The organism is Clostridium sp. 1001271st1 H5, assembly GCF_005845215.1.
Taxonomy (GTDB): Bacteria; Bacillota; Clostridia; order Lachnospirales; family Lachnospiraceae; genus Enterocloster.
This window is the reverse complement of the sequence record NZ_SPHO01000007.1, coordinates 56892-75828: the sequence shown is the minus strand read 5'-3', so window position 1 is coordinate 75828 and position 18937 is coordinate 56892. Positions and strand designations below refer to the sequence as shown.

The 18937-nt window shown below is 52.6% G+C and carries 16 protein-coding genes; 11 read left to right on the top strand and 5 right to left on the bottom strand.

Features of this window, described 5'->3' with window-relative positions:
* Nucleotides 1-9: 9 nt before the first annotated feature.
* The 3 genes from sdaAA to FGS84_RS12405 all read right to left on the bottom strand — a co-directional run bounded on the left by sdaAA (nucleotide 10) and on the right by FGS84_RS12405 (nucleotide 2513).
* Nucleotides 10-945 carry an L-serine ammonia-lyase, iron-sulfur-dependent, subunit alpha gene (sdaAA, locus tag FGS84_RS12415; RefSeq protein WP_138308688.1) on the bottom strand — a complete coding sequence of 312 codons (936 nt, stop codon included), beginning with the start codon at nucleotides 943-945 and terminating at the stop codon, nucleotides 10-12.
* A gap of 37 nt (nucleotides 946-982) precedes the next feature.
* Nucleotides 983-1642 (bottom strand): L-serine ammonia-lyase, iron-sulfur-dependent subunit beta, encoded by a 660-nt coding sequence (sdaAB, locus tag FGS84_RS12410; RefSeq protein ID WP_138308687.1) that lies wholly within the window; start codon nucleotides 1640-1642, stop codon nucleotides 983-985.
* Nucleotides 1643-1733: 91 nt separating this feature from the next.
* Entirely contained in the window at nucleotides 1734-2513 is a 780-nt protein-coding gene (locus FGS84_RS12405; RefSeq protein ID WP_138308685.1) for a DeoR/GlpR family DNA-binding transcription regulator, read from the bottom strand.
* Between the two features lie 405 nt (nucleotides 2514-2918).
* Here FGS84_RS12405 and FGS84_RS12400 point away from each other — a divergent pair, with 405 nt between their 5' ends.
* From FGS84_RS12400 to FGS84_RS12350, 11 genes are all read left to right on the top strand, one after another.
* The gene (locus tag FGS84_RS12400) at nucleotides 2919-4223 is read left to right on the top strand and encodes an MFS transporter (RefSeq protein ID WP_138308683.1); all 1305 of its coding nucleotides are present in this window, start codon (nucleotides 2919-2921) and stop codon (nucleotides 4221-4223) included.
* 39 nt (nucleotides 4224-4262) lie between these two features.
* A complete protein-coding gene (locus tag FGS84_RS12395; protein ID WP_138308681.1) occupies nucleotides 4263-5252 on the top strand; it encodes a CehA/McbA family metallohydrolase in 990 nt (329 codons plus the stop codon).
* A 26-nt stretch (nucleotides 5253-5278) separates the two neighbouring features.
* Nucleotides 5279-6631, top strand: coding sequence for an alanine/glycine:cation symporter family protein (locus tag FGS84_RS12390; protein WP_138308679.1), 1353 nt, complete (start codon nucleotides 5279-5281; stop codon nucleotides 6629-6631).
* Between the two features lie 187 nt (nucleotides 6632-6818).
* Complete coding sequence (locus tag FGS84_RS12385; RefSeq protein WP_138308677.1) at nucleotides 6819-8018, top strand: pyridoxal phosphate-dependent aminotransferase; 1200 nt, start codon at nucleotides 6819-6821, stop codon at nucleotides 8016-8018.
* Between the two features lie 51 nt (nucleotides 8019-8069).
* The gene (hisC, locus tag FGS84_RS12380) at nucleotides 8070-9152 is read left to right on the top strand and encodes a histidinol-phosphate transaminase (protein WP_138308674.1); all 1083 of its coding nucleotides are present in this window, start codon (nucleotides 8070-8072) and stop codon (nucleotides 9150-9152) included.
* A 28-nt stretch (nucleotides 9153-9180) separates the two neighbouring features.
* Nucleotides 9181-10317: a sporulation integral membrane protein YtvI gene (ytvI, locus tag FGS84_RS12375; RefSeq protein WP_138308671.1), complete on the top strand. Its 1137-nt coding sequence runs from the start codon at nucleotides 9181-9183 to the stop codon at nucleotides 10315-10317.
* A 59-nt stretch (nucleotides 10318-10376) separates the two neighbouring features.
* The gene (locus tag FGS84_RS12370) at nucleotides 10377-11732 is read left to right on the top strand and encodes an MATE family efflux transporter (RefSeq protein WP_330641153.1); all 1356 of its coding nucleotides are present in this window, start codon (nucleotides 10377-10379) and stop codon (nucleotides 11730-11732) included.
* A gap of 56 nt (nucleotides 11733-11788) precedes the next feature.
* A complete protein-coding gene (locus FGS84_RS12365) occupies nucleotides 11789-12232 on the top strand; it encodes a DUF523 domain-containing protein (RefSeq protein ID WP_138308668.1) in 444 nt (147 codons plus the stop codon).
* A gap of 6 nt (nucleotides 12233-12238) precedes the next feature.
* The gene (locus FGS84_RS12360) at nucleotides 12239-14230 is read left to right on the top strand and encodes a L,D-transpeptidase family protein (protein ID WP_138308666.1); all 1992 of its coding nucleotides are present in this window, start codon (nucleotides 12239-12241) and stop codon (nucleotides 14228-14230) included.
* 163 nt (nucleotides 14231-14393) lie between these two features.
* The gene (locus FGS84_RS12355) at nucleotides 14394-14924 is read left to right on the top strand and encodes a DUF6465 family protein (protein WP_138308664.1); all 531 of its coding nucleotides are present in this window, start codon (nucleotides 14394-14396) and stop codon (nucleotides 14922-14924) included.
* A gap of 116 nt (nucleotides 14925-15040) precedes the next feature.
* Nucleotides 15041-16516 carry an RsmF rRNA methyltransferase first C-terminal domain-containing protein gene (locus FGS84_RS12350; protein ID WP_138308662.1) on the top strand — a complete coding sequence of 492 codons (1476 nt, stop codon included), beginning with the start codon at nucleotides 15041-15043 and terminating at the stop codon, nucleotides 16514-16516.
* A gap of 15 nt (nucleotides 16517-16531) precedes the next feature.
* Here FGS84_RS12350 and FGS84_RS12345 read toward each other — a convergent pair whose 3' ends face one another.
* Together FGS84_RS12345 and FGS84_RS12340 are read right to left on the bottom strand one after the other, a co-directional pair.
* Complete coding sequence (locus tag FGS84_RS12345; RefSeq protein WP_138308659.1) at nucleotides 16532-17437, bottom strand: RluA family pseudouridine synthase; 906 nt, start codon at nucleotides 17435-17437, stop codon at nucleotides 16532-16534.
* 56 nt (nucleotides 17438-17493) lie between these two features.
* Entirely contained in the window at nucleotides 17494-18738 is a 1245-nt protein-coding gene (locus tag FGS84_RS12340; protein WP_347563832.1) for a DNA polymerase IV, read from the bottom strand.
* Nucleotides 18739-18937: the final 199 nt, after the last annotated feature.

The following is an 18937-nucleotide window of genomic DNA, read 5'->3' as shown; positions in this document are numbered from 1 at the left end:
TCATCCGCTTCAGGAGGAACATCCTCCGCATCCGCTGCATCCGCTTCCGGCCTCGCGGGCAGTGCCGAAGACCTGTTCATGAAGCCGCCTTCCCGTAGGGGTGGCAGCCAGGCCGCCTTCCGCTGTTTCCTTTAAGGAGGAGGACATGGCATCGCCTACCTTTTTCATGGTCCAGATGACTTCGTCGGCAGGAATGGCGCTCTCAATACCGGCCAGGGCCAGTTCGGCTGCCACAAAGGCGCCTGCCACGCCGGAGGCATTGCGCTTGATACAGGGAATCTCAACCAGACCCGCTACGGGGTCGCATACAAGTCCCAGTATGTTTTTGATGGCAATGGCAATGGCCTGCTCCACCATCTTCGGGGTACCGCCTGCCAGTTCCACGATGGCAGCAGCAGCCATGGCTGCCGCAGAACCGCACTCGGCCTGGCATCCGCCCTGGGCGCCTGCCAGGGAGGCATTGTTGGCAATAACCATGCCTACGGCAGATGCAGTGAACAGGGACATGACGCAGTCTCTTTCCGGAATCTGTTTTTCTTCCTGCATGGTCAAAAGGGCAGCAGGCAGGATGCCGCAGCTGCCTGCTGTGGGTGCGGCCACAATCCGACCCATGGCAGCATTGAGTTCCGAGACAGCCAGGGCGCGGTACAGGGCGCCGGAGAGAAAGGAGCCGGTCAGGCTTTTCCCGCTTTCGGATATCCTGCGCATCTTATAAGCGCTGCCTCCGGTCAGACCGCTGGTGCTGCGAAGGTCCTTATTGCAGCCGGGTTCAATGCACTGGGCCATGACCTGGTAATTGTTCCGCATATGTTCATATATGGATTCCTCTGTCTGCTCCATCTGCTCTGCCTGCTGCTTCAGTACAATGGCAGAGATGGGAAGGCCGCTTTTTTCGGCGGCAGCCACAATGGATGCCACAGAGGAGTAATTGAATTCAGGTTCCATAAATATAAATCCTCCTGTTATTGTGGTTTTTTATCAGCTATATGGGCTGAAGCATGGTGCTGGAGAAAATATTGGGAAGCACTTTGATTTTCTCGTTCAGCTCCGGTCCGAAACTGCCGTCAATCTCAATGGTCATCACGGCCTCGCCGCCCCGGCTCTGTCTGGACAGCCGGAAGTTGCAGATATTCACCCCTGCGTCGGCCATGACTTCGGTGACAGACGCAATGGTGCCGGGTGCATCTCGGTGGAGCACAATCAGGGTTGTGTGCTGTCCTGTGATGGACACCTCCATGCCGTTTACTTCCGTTACCAGTATGTTGCCGCCGCCGATACTGCTTCCCAAAAGGGAGACTGTGTTGCCCGCGCCATCGGTCAGGGTAACCCTGGCCGTATTGGGATGGGCTCCGTCAATATCGCCTGTGGCAATATTGACCTCCAGGCCCTGTTCCTTAGCCAGCTCCGGCGCCCTGCGTATGCGGCTGTCGTCCGTGGCCATTCCCATGATGCCTGCAATCAATGCCTTGTCCGTGCCATGGCCCTTATATGTCTTTGCAAAGGAGCCGTGGAGGAAAATGTCCGCCTTTACGGCAGGTGCGCCCAGCAGGGCCAGGGTTATCCTGCCGATTCTGGCAGCTCCGGCCGTGTGGGAACTGGAAGGGCCAATCATCACCGGCCCCAGGATATCAAATACATTCATGATGTTCCGCCTTTCTGTCATTGGTTTGTTTGTACATTTTTGTGCTGTTCATCCATACTGCTTGTGCTGTTCTGTCCCGGTATACCCACTGTCATGCAATGATTAGCTTGACCCCGGTCCCGCGAATCCTGCTTTCCATCTGCGGCGAGATGCCTGAGTCTGTCACAATGGTATCCACCTCGTCAAAGGGACAAATTTTAAGCAGGCTGGCTTTTCCGAACTTAGTGGAGTCAGACAGCACAATGGTACGGCTGGCAGAACGGTGCATCTGGTTCTGAATCCGTATCTCGCTCAGCCTCTGGTCCGTGCATCCGATAACAGGGTCAATGCCTGTTACGGTCATGAACATGATGTCGATGTGGATGCTTTCCAGGGTAGAGGAGAATTCATTGACCAGGGTATACTCATCCCGGTTCAGAATACCGCCTGTGAGGATGATGGTAATTCCCGGATTTTCAGCCAGCATCAGAGCGTTCTGAATGGAGTTTGTCACAACGGTCAGGCTGCGGAACCGTTCCTTTAATACAAGCGCCATCATCTGGCTGGTGCTTCCGTAATCCAGGGCAATGACCTGGCCTTCATTTACCATGCCCGCTGCCTTTGAGGTGATGGCTGCCTTTTGCTCCAGGTTCTGGGAATTACGGATTTGCAGGGAAATGTATCCCCCCGGAATATCTGCTGATTTTCCTGTATCCATAGGGACAGCGCCTCCGTGTACCCTGGACAGGCGTCCCTGGCTGTCCAGATACTCCAGGTCCTTGCGGATGGTTTCCGAGGAAACGCCCATCAGCTTTACCAGTTCGGCTGTATGTACGATTCCGTCTTTATCTAAAAGCTCCAGAATCTTAGTGTATCGCTGTTTTGCCAGCATATGTTTTAGCCCTCCCTTCTGATGCTTTTCTTAATTAGTCAATCATAACTTATTATATCCCAAAATCCCAAAATGGAAAAGTAAAAAATGCAATGATTCCCAAGTTAATCCCAAAATCGCCTCTTTGCCCCTGCAAAAAAACATTGGGAAAAACTTGTGTTTAAAAGGACCGATTTCATTATAACCAACATATTCGCAATTTTATAGATGCGAAATGCACAAAAAGCCAACAAAAAATTTAGTATAATTGCGAAAAAATTTGATATTATTGCGAATTAACTTGAAAACCCAATTAAAAACAGATATACTATGTCTGTAGCAGGGCGAAGCGGTCCTGCAGGGAATGACAGGTACCGTTTAGGGAGTGGGTACCGGATACACACAACGAAAGGAGATTTAATAGATATGAGTAATGAAACAAGAGCGAAAATCGTAAAAGCAGCACCCAACCGCTGGCTGGTGTTCTGTATCCTCACATTATCAGGAGGTATTGCATTCAAGCTTTCGTCCATGAAGGACATGTTCTATGTACCCATGCAGCAGTTTATGGGCCTGACCAATACCCAAATCGGCGGCGCCTTAAGTGCTTACGGCATTGTGCAGACCATTGGTCTGATAGCAGGTATTTACATCTGCGATATGTTCAGCAAGAAATATATGATTGGCGGTTCCCTGATTGGCCTTGGAATCGTAGGCGTATATCTTTCCACCTTCCCCGGGTACTGGGGCTTTCTGGCTGCCTTCGGCGTAATGGCTATCTTGGGAGAGGTTACATACTGGCCCGTACTGTTAAAGGCCATCAGGCTTTTAGGCGATGAGAAGACACAGGGACGTATGTTCGGTTTTCTGGAAATGGGGCGCGGTATTGTGGACGTCATCATTGCATCCACTGCCCTGGCTATCTTCAAGGCCATGGGAGAGGGTGCGGCAGCACTGAGGGGCGGCCTCTTGTTCTTATCAGCAGTCACGGCTGCAGCCGGCGTACTCTGCCTGATTTTTGTTCCCAATGACGAAAAACGCGTGGATGAAACGGGTAAGGAAGTCAATAAGGCGCAGGCTGCTTTCGGCGGTATGATGCAGGCGGTCAGGAGTATTGACATTTGGGCTGTTTCTTTGAACGGTTTTACGGTATACTGTATTTATTGCGGACTTACATATTTTATTCCTTTCCTGAACCAGATTTATTTCCTTCCGGCAACAGCCGTGGGTATGTACGGAATCATCAACCAGTACGGCCTTAAGATGGTAGGCGGACCCATCGGAGGTTTCATGTCCGATAAGGTGCACAAATCCTCTGCAAAGCATATCCGCGCTGGCTTCGTGGTATGCATCATTGCCATGGCGCTGTTCCTGATGGTGCCTCATGAGACGCTTGGACAGGGCGGGAACTGGGTAATTGGAGCAGCATGCACACTGGCTTTCGGAGCCATCGTATTCACCATGAGGGCTGTGTTCTTTGCACCTATGGATGAAGTAAAGGTTCCAAAGGAGATTACAGGAGCAGCCATGAGCCTTGCCTCCCTGGTTATCTACCTTCCCAATGCATTTGCATATGTAATGTACGGCAATTTCCTTGACAGGTATCCGGGTATGGCTGGCTTCCGGATTGTATTCAGCGTCATGATTGGATGGGCGGTCATTGGTGTGGGAGTGTCCACATTCCTGATTCACCGTATCAAGAAGTGCCAGGCAGCATCCAAGGCAGAGTAAGCCGGCACATTGATTTTGAAAGAAGGGCGGTATGAATATATGAAGGAATATCATGGTTTTAAAAATTGCGGAAACTGGTATAAAGGCAATATCCACAGCCATACCACGGTGTCGGACGGCATGCTCACCCCGGAGCAGTCCGTGAAGCTTTACAGGGACAACGGATACCATTTTATGTGCTTTTCCGAGCATGACATATTTACAGACTACCGGGAGCAGTTCAACACGGAACAGTTCATCATAGTGCCGGCGGTGGAGAGCAGTGTGGTGCTGTACCGGGCAAAGGGCACAGGGGAGCGCTATAAGATACATCACCTCCACGGTATCCTGGGTACGCAGGCCATGCAGGACGCAGCTCCCCTGGGGACCTACGGGCACATGCAGTACATCCCCCCTATGAAATTTTTCGGTGAGTGGACCGGTCCAAAGGCTGCCCAGGAGGTGGCCGACATGCTGAGGGACCATGGCTGCGTCACCACCTACAATCACCCCATCTGGAGCCGGGTGACAGAGGATGAGTTTATCTACACAGAGGGAATCAGCTCCCTGGAGATTTTTAACTTCAATACGGTGCAGGAGTCCAATACGGGTTACGATGTGACGTACTGGGACAGGATGCTGCGCATGGGAAAGAAAATCAATGCATTTGCCAGTGATGACAATCACAACGAGGGGCTGTTTGAGGATTCCTGCGGCGGCTGGATTTGCGTCCAGTCCCCTGACTTAAGCCATGACGGCATTGTGCAGAACTTTATGGACGGCAATTATTATTCCTCATCCGGCCCTGAGATATATGACTGGGGTGTGCGGGACGGCAAGGTATGGATTGACACATCCAATGTGAATCATGTAAACTTTGTATGCGGAAATATCATCAATGACGGGACCACGGTTCTGGGGGAGAGGTTTAAGGATACCCTGAACCATGCGGAATACGCCTTAAAGGGCCATGAGACCTATATACGGGTGGAGGCAGTGGACAAATACGGCCGCACCGCGTGGACGAATCCCATCTATCTGGAATGGTAATCAGGTACTAAAGGAGGAAAGGAAGAATGAAAGAGCTTCAGCAGATTCTTACGGCTTTTGACGACTGGCTGTGGGGCAACTGGCTGTTGTTTGTGCTTCTTGGAGTGGGGCTTTTATATACAATCATAACAGGAGGCATACAGATACGGCGTTTTGGATACATCATAAAAAAGACAATCTGGGAGCCCATTCTCTCAAAGAACAAGGAGTCCAAAGAAGCAGGAACCATATCTTCCTTCCAGGCCTTGTGTACGGCAGTGGCGTCCTGCGTGGGAAGCGGCAACATTGTGGGCGTGTCCACGGCCGTGCTGGCAGGCGGCATGGGAGCCATCTTTTGGATGTGGGTGGCTGCCTTTGTGGGAATGGCTACCAAGTACGGTGAAATCATTCTTGGTATGCTGTACCGCGAGAAGAATGAAGAGGGAAATTATGTGGGCGGTCCCATGTACTATATCAAAAAGGGACTGCACGCGCCCTGGCTGGCTGTACTGTGCGCCTTCTTTATGGTGACCCAGATTATCGGAGGCAACTTTATCCAGTCCAACACCATAAGCGGTGTCATGAAGGAGAATTTCGGCGTTCCCTATCTGACCACGGGAGTTGCCCTTGTATTCATTATTTTTGTTATTACACTGGGCGGACTTAAACGTCTGGCCCATGTGGCCCAGAAGCTGGTTCCTACTATGGCGCTCATCTATGTGGTGGGCGGGCTTCTCATCATTGCTGCCAATATAACCAGGGTGCCGGGCGTATTCGCAGACATCTTTGCCGGAGCCTTCGGCCTCAGGGCCATGGCGGGCGGCGCCATGGGCTCCATGCTGATTGCCATGCAAAAGGGTGTTGCCAGGGGCCTGTATTCCAATGAAGCCGGCGAGGGTTCGGCGCCGGTTATCCATTCCGCCGCCCAGGTAGACCACCCGGTGCAGCAGGGCATTACAGGCGTGGCGGAGGTTTTCTTAGACACCTTTGTCATCTGTACCATTACCGGACTGGTGCTGGGAGTTACCGGCGTGCTGGATTCGGGAGCGCCGGGAAATGTGCTGGCCATCAATGCATTTGCCAGCGTGTGGGAACCCCTGCGCTATGTGGTGGCTGTCTGTCTCCTGCTGTTTTCCTCCACAACCCTGATGAGCCAGTGGTATTTCGGTTTCGTGGGTCTGAACTACATATTCGGGACAAAGGTGGCCGACAAATTTAAATACGTATTCCCCTGCTTTTGCATTATCGGCGCATTGGCGGAGATTGAGCTGGTCTGGGTCATCCAGGATGTGGCTCTGGGGCTTCTCACCATCCCCAACCTGATTGCCATGGTAGCGCTGGCACCCCAGGTCAGGAAGGCTACAAAGGAATATTTTTCACGGGAGGAGTTTCAGCGGTAACCGTTGGGACGGCAGGCCGTCCCAAACCGGCCGGACAGCTACTCCCAAAGGGGCAGAAGATAATTCTGCCTCTTCTTTTTATTGACAATCCTTTGCCGTAAAGCTACAATCATATCAACAGATGGACCAGCCAGTATATGTAAAATAATGTGAGGTCCGCCATCAGGGAGAAAGAGAGGACATAAGTATGATATCAGAGAAAATGAAACCATTAGTCAACAACAATTCCGCCATCCGCGCCATGTTTGAGGAGGGCAAGCGTCTGGCTGCCATCCACGGAGCGGAGAATGTGTACGATTTCAGTCTGGGCAACCCCAATGTGCCGGCCCCGGCAGAGGTGAACCAGGCAATCTGTGATATCCTGAAGGAAGAAGAGTCCACCTTTGTCCATGGTTATATGAGCAATGCCGGCTACGAGGACGTGAGACAGGCCGTGGCCGAATCACTGAATAAACGTTTCGGCACCAGCTTTTGCCGGAATAACATCCTGATGACCGTGGGGGCTGCCAGCGGCCTGAATGTGATTTTGAAGACATTGCTGAATCCGGGGGATGAAGTCATTGCCTTTGCACCTTATTTTGTGGAGTATGGAAATTATGTCCGCAATTACGATGGAAACCTGGTGGTCATTTCACCGGATACAAGGGATTTTGAGCCTAATCTGGCAGAATTTGAGCAGAAGATAAACGCAAGGACCAAGGCTGTCATCATCAATACCCCCAACAACCCTACCGGCGTGGTGTATTCCCTGGAAACCCTTACAAAGATGGCCGATATCATGCGGGCCAAGGAAAAGGAATTTGGCACAGACATCGTGCTGCTGTCCGACGAGCCCTACAGGGAACTGGCCTACGACGGCGTGGAAGTGCCCTACGTGACCAATGTCTATGACAACACCGTTATCTGCTACTCCTACAGCAAGTCCCTGTCCCTGCCGGGAGAGCGTATCGGTTATCTGGTGATTCCCAATGCCTTAAAGGACAGTGAGGAAGTGTTCAATGCAGCCACCATTGCAAACCGGGTGCTGGGCTGCGTCAACGCCCCGTCCCTGATGCAGAGGGTTGTCATGCGCTGCCTGGACGCCCAGGTAAACCTGGAGGCATATGACAGGAACAGGAACCTGCTCTACAACGGGCTTAAGGACCTGGGATTCCAGTGCATCAAGCCCCAGGGCGCTTTTTACCTTTTTGTCAAGTCTCCGGAGGCCGATGAAAAGAAATTCTGTGAGAACTGTAAGAAGTACAATGTACTGGTTGTTCCGGGCACCTCCTTTGCATGCCCCGGCTATGTGCGCATTTCCTACTGCGTGTCCTATGAGCAGATTGAGCGTTCCCTTCCCGCCTTTGCAAAGGTGGCCGCAGATTACGGACTCGGGAAGCAGGCATAGGGACCTGGGCCGTGAAGCGGCAGTGAGTCAGAATTCAGGAGGAAAGCAGACATGAAACCATGGGAAATGAACATACGCCAGGTGGTTCCCTATGTACCCGGGGACCAGCCGGCAGGCGATAAACTGATAAAACTGAATACCAATGAAAATCCATACCCGCCTGCACCGGGCGTGGAAAAGGCTTTAAAGGAGATGGATGCGGACCGGCTGCGCAAATATCCCGACCCGTCCTCGGCAGAGCTTGTGAAAGCCCTGGCGGAATTTTACGGAGTGGGGCAGGACCAGGTGTTTGTGGGGGTTGGCTCTGACGATGTCATAGCCATGTCCTTCCTGACCTTTTTTAACTCCAAAAAGCCGGTGCTGTTTCCGGATATCACCTACTCCTTTTACAAGGTATGGGCTGACCTGTACCGGATTCCTTATGAGACACCGGCGTTAGACGGGAACCTGGCCATCCTTCCTGAGGATTATAAAGGGGAAAATGGGGGAATCATATTCCCAAACCCCAATGCGCCTACCGGCATCTACATGCCCCTGGACCAGGTGGAGGAAATCCTAAAGGCCAACCAGGATGTGATTGTTATGGTGGATGAGGCATACATCGACTTTGCAGGCCCCTCCGCCAGAGAGCTTCTGCCCAGGTATGATAACCTGCTGGTGGTCCAGACCTTCAGCAAGTCCCGTTCCATGGCAGGGGTGCGCATCGGCTTTGCCCTGGGAAGCCCTGTATTGATTAAAGCGCTGAATGATGTAAAATATTCCTATAACTCCTATACCATGAACCTGCCGTCCCAGATTGCAGGTGTCCAGGCCGTAAAAGACAGGGCATATTTTGAGGCGGCAAAGGCAAAAATCATAGCTACCAGGGAGCGCTCCAAGAAACGGTTTGCAGAGCTTGGATTCACCTTCCCGGATTCCATGACGAATTTCATCCTGGTTACCCATGCGCGTGTTCCGGCCAGGGCCATGTTCGACGCGCTGAAAAGGGAGCGGATTTACGTGCGCTATTTCAATGCGCCCAGGCTGGACAACAGCCTGCGCGTCAGCATTGGCACGGACCAGGAGATGGACGCCCTGTTCCGGTTCCTGGAGCAGTATCTGAGGGAGTGGAAGGAAACAGAGGATTCTGAATAAAGGCTGTGTGCAGGCAGGAGAGATGGATATGATGGAAGAAACAGGCTGGAAGCATTATCTTCGTCTTATACTTAATATAGTAATCCCGTTGACGGGCTGGCTTTTAATCTGCCTGCTGGGACCAAGGCTTTTGAAGTTTTTCATGCCATTTGTCATAGGCTGGGTGATAGCAATGATAGCCAATCCCCTGGTTCGTTTCCTGGAGCGCCGGATGAGGCTGGTGCGCAGGCACAGCTCCATTGTCATTGTGGCGGCGGCCCTGGCCCTTGTCATCGGACTTTTATATCTTCTGGTGTCAAGAACCTTTGTCCTGCTGCGCCAGTTCATAATGGACCTTCCCGGGCTCTATGCCGGTATTGAAGGGGATGTGGCCCGCAGCATGGAACAGCTGGAGCACCTGTTTGATTTTATGCCTGACAGCATACAGCAGAGCTGGGCCCAGTTCGGTAATAATCTGGGAAGCTATATGGGAACGGTTGTGGAGAAGATTGCATCCCCCACCGTGGAGGCGGCCGGGACTGTGGCGAAAAGCCTTCCGGCTATCCTGGTCTATACCGTGGTCACCATCCTGTCTGCGTACTTCTTTATCGTGGACAGGGACCGCATCCTGGCAGTCATAAAAGCCCATACGCCCCAATGGGCAGGCCACTACGGGCTGTATCTGAAGGGTGAGGTGCGCCATCTTATAGGGAGCTATTTTATGGCCCAGTTTAAAATCATGGCAGTGGTGTGGCTGATTCTCACGGTTGGGTTTTTAGTTCTGGGAGTGGGATACGGTCCCTTGTGGGCTTTTCTCATTGCTTTCCTGGATTTCCTGCCTGTGTTTGGAACAGGAACAGCCCTTCTTCCGTGGGGGCTTATCAAGCTTCTGGGAGGCGAGTACGCCTTTGCGGCAGGGCTGCTGCTTATATACGTATTAACCCAGGTAACCAGACAGATTGTACAGCCGAAGCTGGTGGGAGACAGTATGGGCCTGCCCCCCCTTATCACGCTGTTTTTGCTGTATCTGGGATTTAAGGCGGACGGAATCGCGGGAATGATTCTGGCCGTGCCCATAGGCCTGCTGTTTGTGAACCTGTACCATTACGGTGCATTTAAGGGTATCACGGACAGCGTGTGTATCCTTGTCAAGGATATCGAACGATTCCGGCATAAAGAGGTATGACAGCCGGCTGTTGAGGTAAATAAGGAATAAAATGTAATCAGGAGAAGACGGAGTTGAAAGTGGAGAATAATCTGGATACAGATAAAGTCAGAGGGCTGGTGTGGAGGCTGGCATTTCCTTCCATGCTGGCTCAATTTGTGAATGTGATGTACAGCATTGTGGACCGTATGTACATTGGAAATATTCCGGAGGTGGGCGCCCTGGCCCTGGCCGGCGTGGGAATATGCGGTCCTGTGGTCACCCTTATATCATCCTTTGCCAGCTGGATTGGAGTGGGAGGAGCGCCTCTCATGAGTATTCGTCTGGGACAGAAGAATGAGAGGGCTGCCACCCAGATGGTGGCCAACTGCTTTGCCCTTTTGACAGGCATGGCCCTTATCATCATGACAGTGTCCTATTTGTTCAAGGACCAGCTTCTGGTGTTTTTCGGCGCAGGTCCTGCCATATTTCCCTATGCAAACCAGTATATGAGCTGGTATCTGACAGGCACTGCATTTGCCCTCATTTCCGCGGGCATGAACCAGTTTATCATATGCCAGGGATTTGCTACGGTGGGTATGAAATCCGTGGTGCTGGGAGCTGTCAGCAATATTGTTCTGGACCCGGTGTTTATCTTTGTGATGAATATGGGGGTCCGGGGAGCAGCCATTGCAACCGTGCTGTCACAGATGGCGTCCTGCATTTATGTGCTGCTGTTCCTGTTTGGTAAGCGGCCTTTGGTGCGGATTACCTTTGGGGGATACCGGTGGAAGACCATGAAGCAGGTGCTGTTAGTTGGCCTGTCCCCATTCCTGATTATTGCCTCGGACAGCCTGCTCATCATTGTCATGAACATGATAATAAGCAGCTATGGGGGACCTGAGAGAAGCGACATGCTTCTCACCTGCAATACCATTGTGCAGAGCTTCATGCTGATTATTACTATGCCGCTGGGAGGAATTACCGGTGGAACACAGACGGTCATGGGTTATAATTATGGTGCAGGCCGCCCTGACCGTATACGGAAGGCAGAGAAGCATGTGCTGCTATTGTCCATTGCATTTACAACGGTCATGTTCATCATTGCCCAGGCAGGCCCCGGGTATTTTGTCAGGATATTTACAAGGGAAATGTCCTATGTCCAGGTTACGGAATGGGCAATCCGGATTTTTACCCTGTGTATCATTCCGCTGGCAGTGGAATATACGGTGGTGGACGGTTTTACAGGCATGGGAATCGCAAAGGTGGCCATCAGCCTGTCCATGTTCAGAAAGTCGGTCTATTTCCTGGGCATGCTTTTGCTGCCCCGTTATTTTGGTGTGGAGGCTGTGTTCTATGCTGAGCCCATATCGGACATCATGGCCTGTGCAGCCGCATCCACAACATTTATCCTGCTGAGCGGGAAGGTGCTGAAGGACAACCGGAGACTGTTTTAACAGGACGGTTTGCGGGCTGTCAGACAGAAACATACATAAATGGAAGGATGAAGAATATGAATATACTGGTAAGCGCCTGTTTGCTGGGAGTGGAATGCAGATATGACGGCCGCGGCGTACTGATTTCCCAGGCAGAGGAGCTGTTAAGCAGACACCATCTGATACCAGTCTGTCCGGAAATCATGGGCGGTCTGGCCACGCCCAGGACACCGGCGGAGCGGGTGGGAGACGGAGTCATCACAAGGGATGGAGCGGATGTCACGGCAGCGTATGAAAAAGGCGCCGGGGAAGTACTTAAGCTGGCCCGGCTGTACGGCTGTCAGGCAGCCATTTTAAAGGAGAGAAGTCCTTCCTGCGGAAGCGGGCAGGTTTATGACGGCACATTTACCGGCACGCTTAAGGGCGGAGACGGTGTCTGCGCCGCATGTCTGAAGGAACATGGGATTGAAGTATATGGGGAGAGCCAGGTGATGAGACTGTTAGAAGACATAGAAAGGTAAAGGTGCATGAGGGAAGATAAAAACAAGGTGGAATCCATACCTGCCCGCAGCGGGGAAAGCCGTCCCCGCCGCAGCCGCAGCAGGGAGGCTTTCAGGCAGCGCCAGAAGGAGCTGGCAGAGAGCAGGGCACAGGAACGCAGGCAGCAGGAGGGTAAGGCCCAGGCAGACCGGGAGAAGGATAACAAGGCACAGACGGACCAGGAGAAGGATAACAAGGCACAGGAAGGATGGGAAGCCGGGGACCGGGAAACAAGAAACCCGGATGTACAGGGGAACAGCCCCCTTCCTAAAATCCTGAGCTGGAAGGCAGGGGCCATGGTTCTGTTAATGGCCGGTATTGTGCTGATGGGAGTCTATGTATACAAAGCCCTGGGATACCGGAATACATACTTTCCCCATACAGTCATCAACGGAATGGACGTATCAGGGAAGACCGTGGAGGATGTGAAGGGACTTATGGCCTCCGGTGTAAACGGGTACGGGCTTGTGCTCAGGCTCCGGGGGGAGGAACATGAGATTATAACCGGGGATGAAATCGGCCTTCATACTGTGTTTGACGGAAGCCTGGAGGAAATCATACGCCAGCAGAATCCCTTCCGCTGGCCCAGATACCTGCTTAAGGGACCATCCTATGATATACGGACCATGATTGCCTACGATGACGATGCACTGGGGCAGACACTGGAGGGACTGTCCTGTTTTGACAGCAGCCGGGCTGTCCCGCCCTCGGACGCTTACCTGTCCGACTATGTCAGGGGACAGGGGTATTCCATTGTGCCGGAGACAGAGGGAACCACCCTGGATATGGGGAAAGTCAGGGAACAGGCGGAGCAGGCCATATCCAGTCTTGCCCCGGAATTGGACCTGGATGCCCTGGGGTGTTACAAGGCCCCGTCCATCCGCAGTGATAATTCCTCCCTGGCAGCTGCCAGAGATGCCAGGAACCGCTATGTAAATATGACTGTGACCTATACCTTCGGCAGCAAGACAGAAGTGCTGGACGGGGATGAGATACATCAATGGCTGGTGGCTGACGGGGAACAGGTATCCATTGACCCGGACCAGGCGGCAGCCTATGTAAAGAGCCTGGGCACCAGGTATAACACAGCATACACAAAGCGCTCCTTTGCCACCAGCTACGGACAGAGCGTGGAGGTGTCCGGTTTTTACGGGTGGAGAATCAACCAGTCCCAGGAGACAAAGGAGTTGCTTGGGATTCTGGAAACAGGGGAAAATGTTACCAGGGAGCCGGTCTATTTGCAGACAGCCGCAAGCCACGACGGGCCGGATTATGGCGGCACCTATGCGGAGGTGAACCTGACGGCCCAGCATCTGATTTTTTACAAGGATGGTGAGAAGGTGCTGGAGTCAGATTTTGTCTCCGGCAATGTTTCCAGAGGACATACCACGCCTCCGGGAATTTTCTCCATTACATACAAACAAAGGGACGCTGTGCTGAAAGGGGAGGGATATGCCAGCCCGGTTAAATTCTGGATGCCCTTTAACGGAGGTATTGGTTTCCATGACGCCAGCTGGAGGTCCAGCTTTGGCGGTTCCATTTATAAGAGCGGCGGGTCCCATGGCTGTGTGAACATGCCCTACGACAAGGCCAAAGAGCTTTTTGATAATGTGTATGCGGGGATGCCCGTTATCTGCTATGACCTTCCGGGTACAGAGAGCAGGAAATCCAGCCAGTCTTCAGGCAGGGCGCCTCAGGAGACTGCGGCTGCGCAGCCGGTACCGGCACAGACAGCGCCGGCGCCCACCCAGGCACCGCCGGTCCAAAATCCGGATATTCCGGAGGGGACACTGCCATCCCAGGCAGTACCGCCGGAGACAGCGCCGCAGCCATCACAGCCTCAGGTTATCATACAGCCTGCGGACCAGACAACCGCAGCGCCGGCAGAGCCGCAGCCGTCACCCGGAACCACAGAAGGGTACGGACCGGCCTTTCAGACACCACAGTCCGGCTCATCAGCCGGGCCGGGCGTCAGCTGACGGAACGCATTAAGAATGGGTCAAGCTGTGAGGTTTTTTGCAGGAGACAGTCGATTTTTCAAGTGAATTTATTGACAAATGGAAAAAACCATTTTATAATGCCCTTAATGCATCTAGGGATTACTCGTACAGCCATTATTCAAAATTAGGGAGGATATGGACTATGGTAGAAAAGAAAGATGTTAAGGCAACTGTAAAGGCGGCAGCGGAGGCGGTTAAGCCGGCAGAGGCCAAGACAGAAGCAAAACCAGCAGTTCCGGAGAAAGTAGAAGCAAAGGCAGAGGCAGCAGTTCCGGTGAAGGCAGAAGCAGCTCCTGTTGAGAAGGAAGTAAAAGCTCCGGCTAAAAAGACAGCAGCTAAGAAGACAACAACCGCTAAGACAGCAGTCAAGAAGGCGGCTGCTCCCAAGGAGACGGCCAAGAAAGAGACAGCTCCCAAAGCAGCAGCTAAAAAAGAGACTGTAAAAAAGACATCCGCTAAAAAGGCAGCAGAGCCAAAGGCAGCCGTACATTTCCAGTTTGACGGCAAGGACCTTGTGGCAAAGGATGTGCTGGACCAGGCTGTGAAGGCATTTAAGAAATCACACAGGGGTGTTGAGATTAAGACCATTGATTTGTACATTGTTGCAAATGAGGGCGCAGCCTACTATGTGGTGAACGGTGAGGGCGGAGACGATTACAAGATAATACTGTAATTCAGAATAAAGGATTGAAGGATGAAGTGGGTTGCTGTATCATGGATGCAGCAGCTCATTTATTTTATGTGCCGTGGGCAGGCATAATATTGATAAAGAATAGGAAACAGGAAAGTATGGCAGATTTACCGATACGGTTTGAAGAACGGATGAGAGAATTATTAGGAGATGAATACCCTGCCTTTGCGGCCAGCTATGACAAGGAGCGGGTCCAGGGACTGCGGTTCAACCGTCTTAAGTTTCCGGATGGGATTCAGGGCGCAGGGGAAAACTGGGAAGAGGCCGGAGCAGCTGAATTGGCACAGCGGGTCAGTCAGGAAACAGGGTTCACCCTTCAGCGGATTCCATGGGTGAAGGAAGGATATTATTATTCCGGGGACAACAGGCCCGGAAAGCATCCTTACCATGAGGCGGGGCTCTACTATATCCAGGAGCCCAGCGCCATGGCCGTGGTGGAGCTATTGGACCCCAGACCGGGAGAACGCGTACTGGATTTGTGCGCGGCGCCGGGAGGAAAGTCCAGCCACATTGCCTCCAGACTGAGAGGCAGGGGATTCCTGCTGTCCAATGAGATTCACCCGGCCAGGGCCAGGATACTCTCCCAGAACATGGAACGGATGGGAGTGCGCAATGCGGTGGTGTCCAATGAGGATGCATCCGGCCTGGCCAGGGTATTTAACCATTATTTCCATAAAATTGTGGTGGATGCCCCCTGTTCAGGGGAAGGAATGTTCCGCAAGGATGAAGAGGCCAGAGCCCAGTGGAGTGAGGAGCATGTAAAGATGTGCGCTGCCCGCCAGGGGGAAATACTGGACCACGGGGCATCCATGCTGGCTTTTGGAGGCAGGATGGTGTATTCCACCTGTACCTTTGCCCCGGAGGAGAATGAGGGAACGGTTCTGGCCTTCCTGAAACGCCACCCCGAATTCCGCGTGGAACAGGTGTCTGCTTATCCCGGCTTTACCGGGGGAAAGCCCTGGTGGGCAGGACCGGAGGCAGATGGCTGGGGGCTGGAGAAGACCATGCGCATTATGCCCCACATTCTGGAGGGAGAGGGCCATTTTATGGCTGTCTTAAAAAAGGATGGGGAGGCGGACCATGGAGCAATAGCAGGAAACCGGGACAGGATGTATCTGGACAGCAGAAAGAGAAAGGAGGTATTCAGGGATTATGGGCCATTCATACGAAGCACACTGACAGAGCCGGAAATGTTCCTGGAAAGAAAAGAATACGTTCTGTTCGGTGAGCAGCTGTATCTTCTGCCGGCCGACATGCCGGATATAAAAGGGCTTAAGATTCTCCGCCCGGGCCTTCATCTGGGCACACTTAAAAAGAACCGCTTTGAGCCCTCCCATGCACTGGCACTGGCGCTGAGAAAAGAGGAGGTACTATCCTCCTGGGAGCTGCCCCCCTGCGGAGACAGTGTAATCCGGTATCTGAAAGGCGAAACCCTCAGTGAGGACGCAGGAGCGCCGGAGGGTTGCCTGAAAGGCTGGACGCTGGTCTGTACCGGCGGTTTCAGCCTGGGCTGGGCCAAGAGTGCAGGCGGAATGATGAAAAACCACTATCCCAAGGGGCTCCGGTGGAATTAAGAACCGCATCACATATTACGGACACATGCCGGGCGGCAGGAGACATTCCATATCCTCAGGCAGCCCGGCCGTAAAATCCATGGATTCTCCTGTAATGGGATGTTCAAACATCAGACGATAAGAGTGGAGTGGCTGCCGGCTGATATAGCGGTAATCCGGACAATATAGGAAGTCTCCGGGAAGGGGATGTCCAATGGACCTCATATGGACCCGTATCTGGTGTGTCCTGCCTGTTTCCAGGCTGAGACTCACCAGGGACAGGTCCCTTTCTTTGTTATAAAGAAGGGTACGGTAATGGGTGACAGCCCTTTCTCCTGTCTCCGGGTCCACCCTGCGTTCAATGGTAGAACCCTCCACCCTGGCGATGGGGCTGTCAATGGTACCTTCCTCCGGGGCATGACCAAGGACAATGGCCCTGTACTCACGTCTGATTCGCCTTCCAATCATCTGTTCTGATAAGATGCAGGCACTGAGCATGTGTCTGGCCAGGACCAGCAGGCCGGTGGTATCCCTGTCCAGGCGGTTGATGACCCTGTAAGTAAATGGCTCCCCTCTTTCATGGAAATACCAGGAAACAGCATTGGCCAGGGTATTGTCGTGGTGGCCCTGGGAAGGATGGATGGGCACGCCCGCATCCTTATTGATGACCAGTATGTCCTCATCCTCATACACAATGGAGAGAGGAAGCTTTACCGGCACAATGTTCTCCGAATCCTCCTCTTCAGGCAGCGTCACCTCCAATGTCTCCCCGGTCTTAAGCCGGTAACCTGCGTACACCGGGGTTCCCTCCACGTAAAGCCCCCGACCTGCCTTAATGCGCACCAACAGCCGGTGGGAAAATCCTCTTGCCCTTAAAAACCGTCCGATATCAACTCCATTCTGCCCTTCTCCAATGGTATAACATATAACTCTCCGTCTCATGTCCATTCCTCAACTCTGTTTTTCTGATATACTCCCATCACCTTTTGCGCAGGATATTAATTCAAATGCTTCTTCTTGCTGGCAGCATGGTCCACAATAGCATCCTTTCGCAGGAAGCTGGCCCGCTTTACGCTGTCAATTCCATATTTGCTGCGTATGGCATCCACAGCTTTTTCAAAATCCTTTTTCTTCTGGAGACTTGGGTCGTCAAAGAGGCTCATCTGTGAGAACCCGTCATCGGAAATCTTGCCGGCACGCACCCCCATAAGCCGCAGAGGCGTCATGTTCCAGGATTCTTTAAGCAGGCGGCAGGAATACTCATAAATAACAGAGGTGGAGTCCGTTGGTTCCGGTATGGCCATCTGGTGGGACTGATTCCTGAACTCCCAGTCCCGCAGCTCCACGCAGACATTATTGCACAGCACATGGTCCGCCCTCAGCCTGGCGCCCACAGTCTCACAGAGGGAGAGCAGGACCTGGCAGGCGCTTTCATAGTCGGATATATCCCTGGAAAGGGTGATGCTGTTTCCATATGCTTTATTTACCGGCTCTTTTTCAGCCACAGGGTCCCGGTCAATTCCATTGGCATACTGGTGGATGAGGACTGCATATTTTTCTCCCAAATGGGACTTAAGCACCTCCAGGTTGCAGCCGGCCAGCTGCCCGATGGTATGTAATCCCAGGTTTTCCATCTTCCGCTGGGCAGCGCCTCCCACAAAAAACAATTCCCGTATAGGCTGGGGCCACATCTTATCAGGCACCTCCTGGGGAAACAGGGTATGGCATTTATCCGGTTTCTCAAAGTCGGAGGCCATCTTGGCCAGAAGCTTGTTGGTGGAGATTCCGATATTTACCGTGAATCCCAGTTCCTTTTTGATGCGTTCCCGAATTTCATTGGCCACCTTCAGGGGGCTGCCAAAGAGATGGATGGTGCCGGTCATATCCAGGAAAATCTCGTCAATGCTGAACCTTTCATGGTCCGGTGTGTATTGTTCCAGAAGCTCCATCATGCGCCGGGAGCACTTAATATAAAAATCAAACCGGGAGGGAACAACCACCAGTTCCGGGCACTTGCGCATGGCCTGGACCAGGGGTTCCCCGGTGGTGACCCCATACTTCCTGGCCAAAGGAGACTTGGCCAGAACAATTCCATGACGCGACTTGGCATCCCCGCCAACCGCAGAAGCAATGGTCCTCAAATCCAGGGCCTCCGGGTCCTGGGATAGCCGGTACACACATTCCCAGCTCAAAAATGCTGAATTCACATCAATATGAAAAATAAGACGCTCTCCCTGTCCCATCATAAAACACCGGCCTTTCAGGTTTTAGTTTGTTTATAGATATCATAGCAGAATATGTGTTCGGGGGCAAGAGGGATATGGGGCGGGAGAGGGGACGGGGATGGGGATGGGAGGAGGATTGGCGTTTGGTTGCACCCCACAACCATACCCTTTCAATCCATTTTCTCAGTAATATTCATTTTCCATCAGGAATACTATT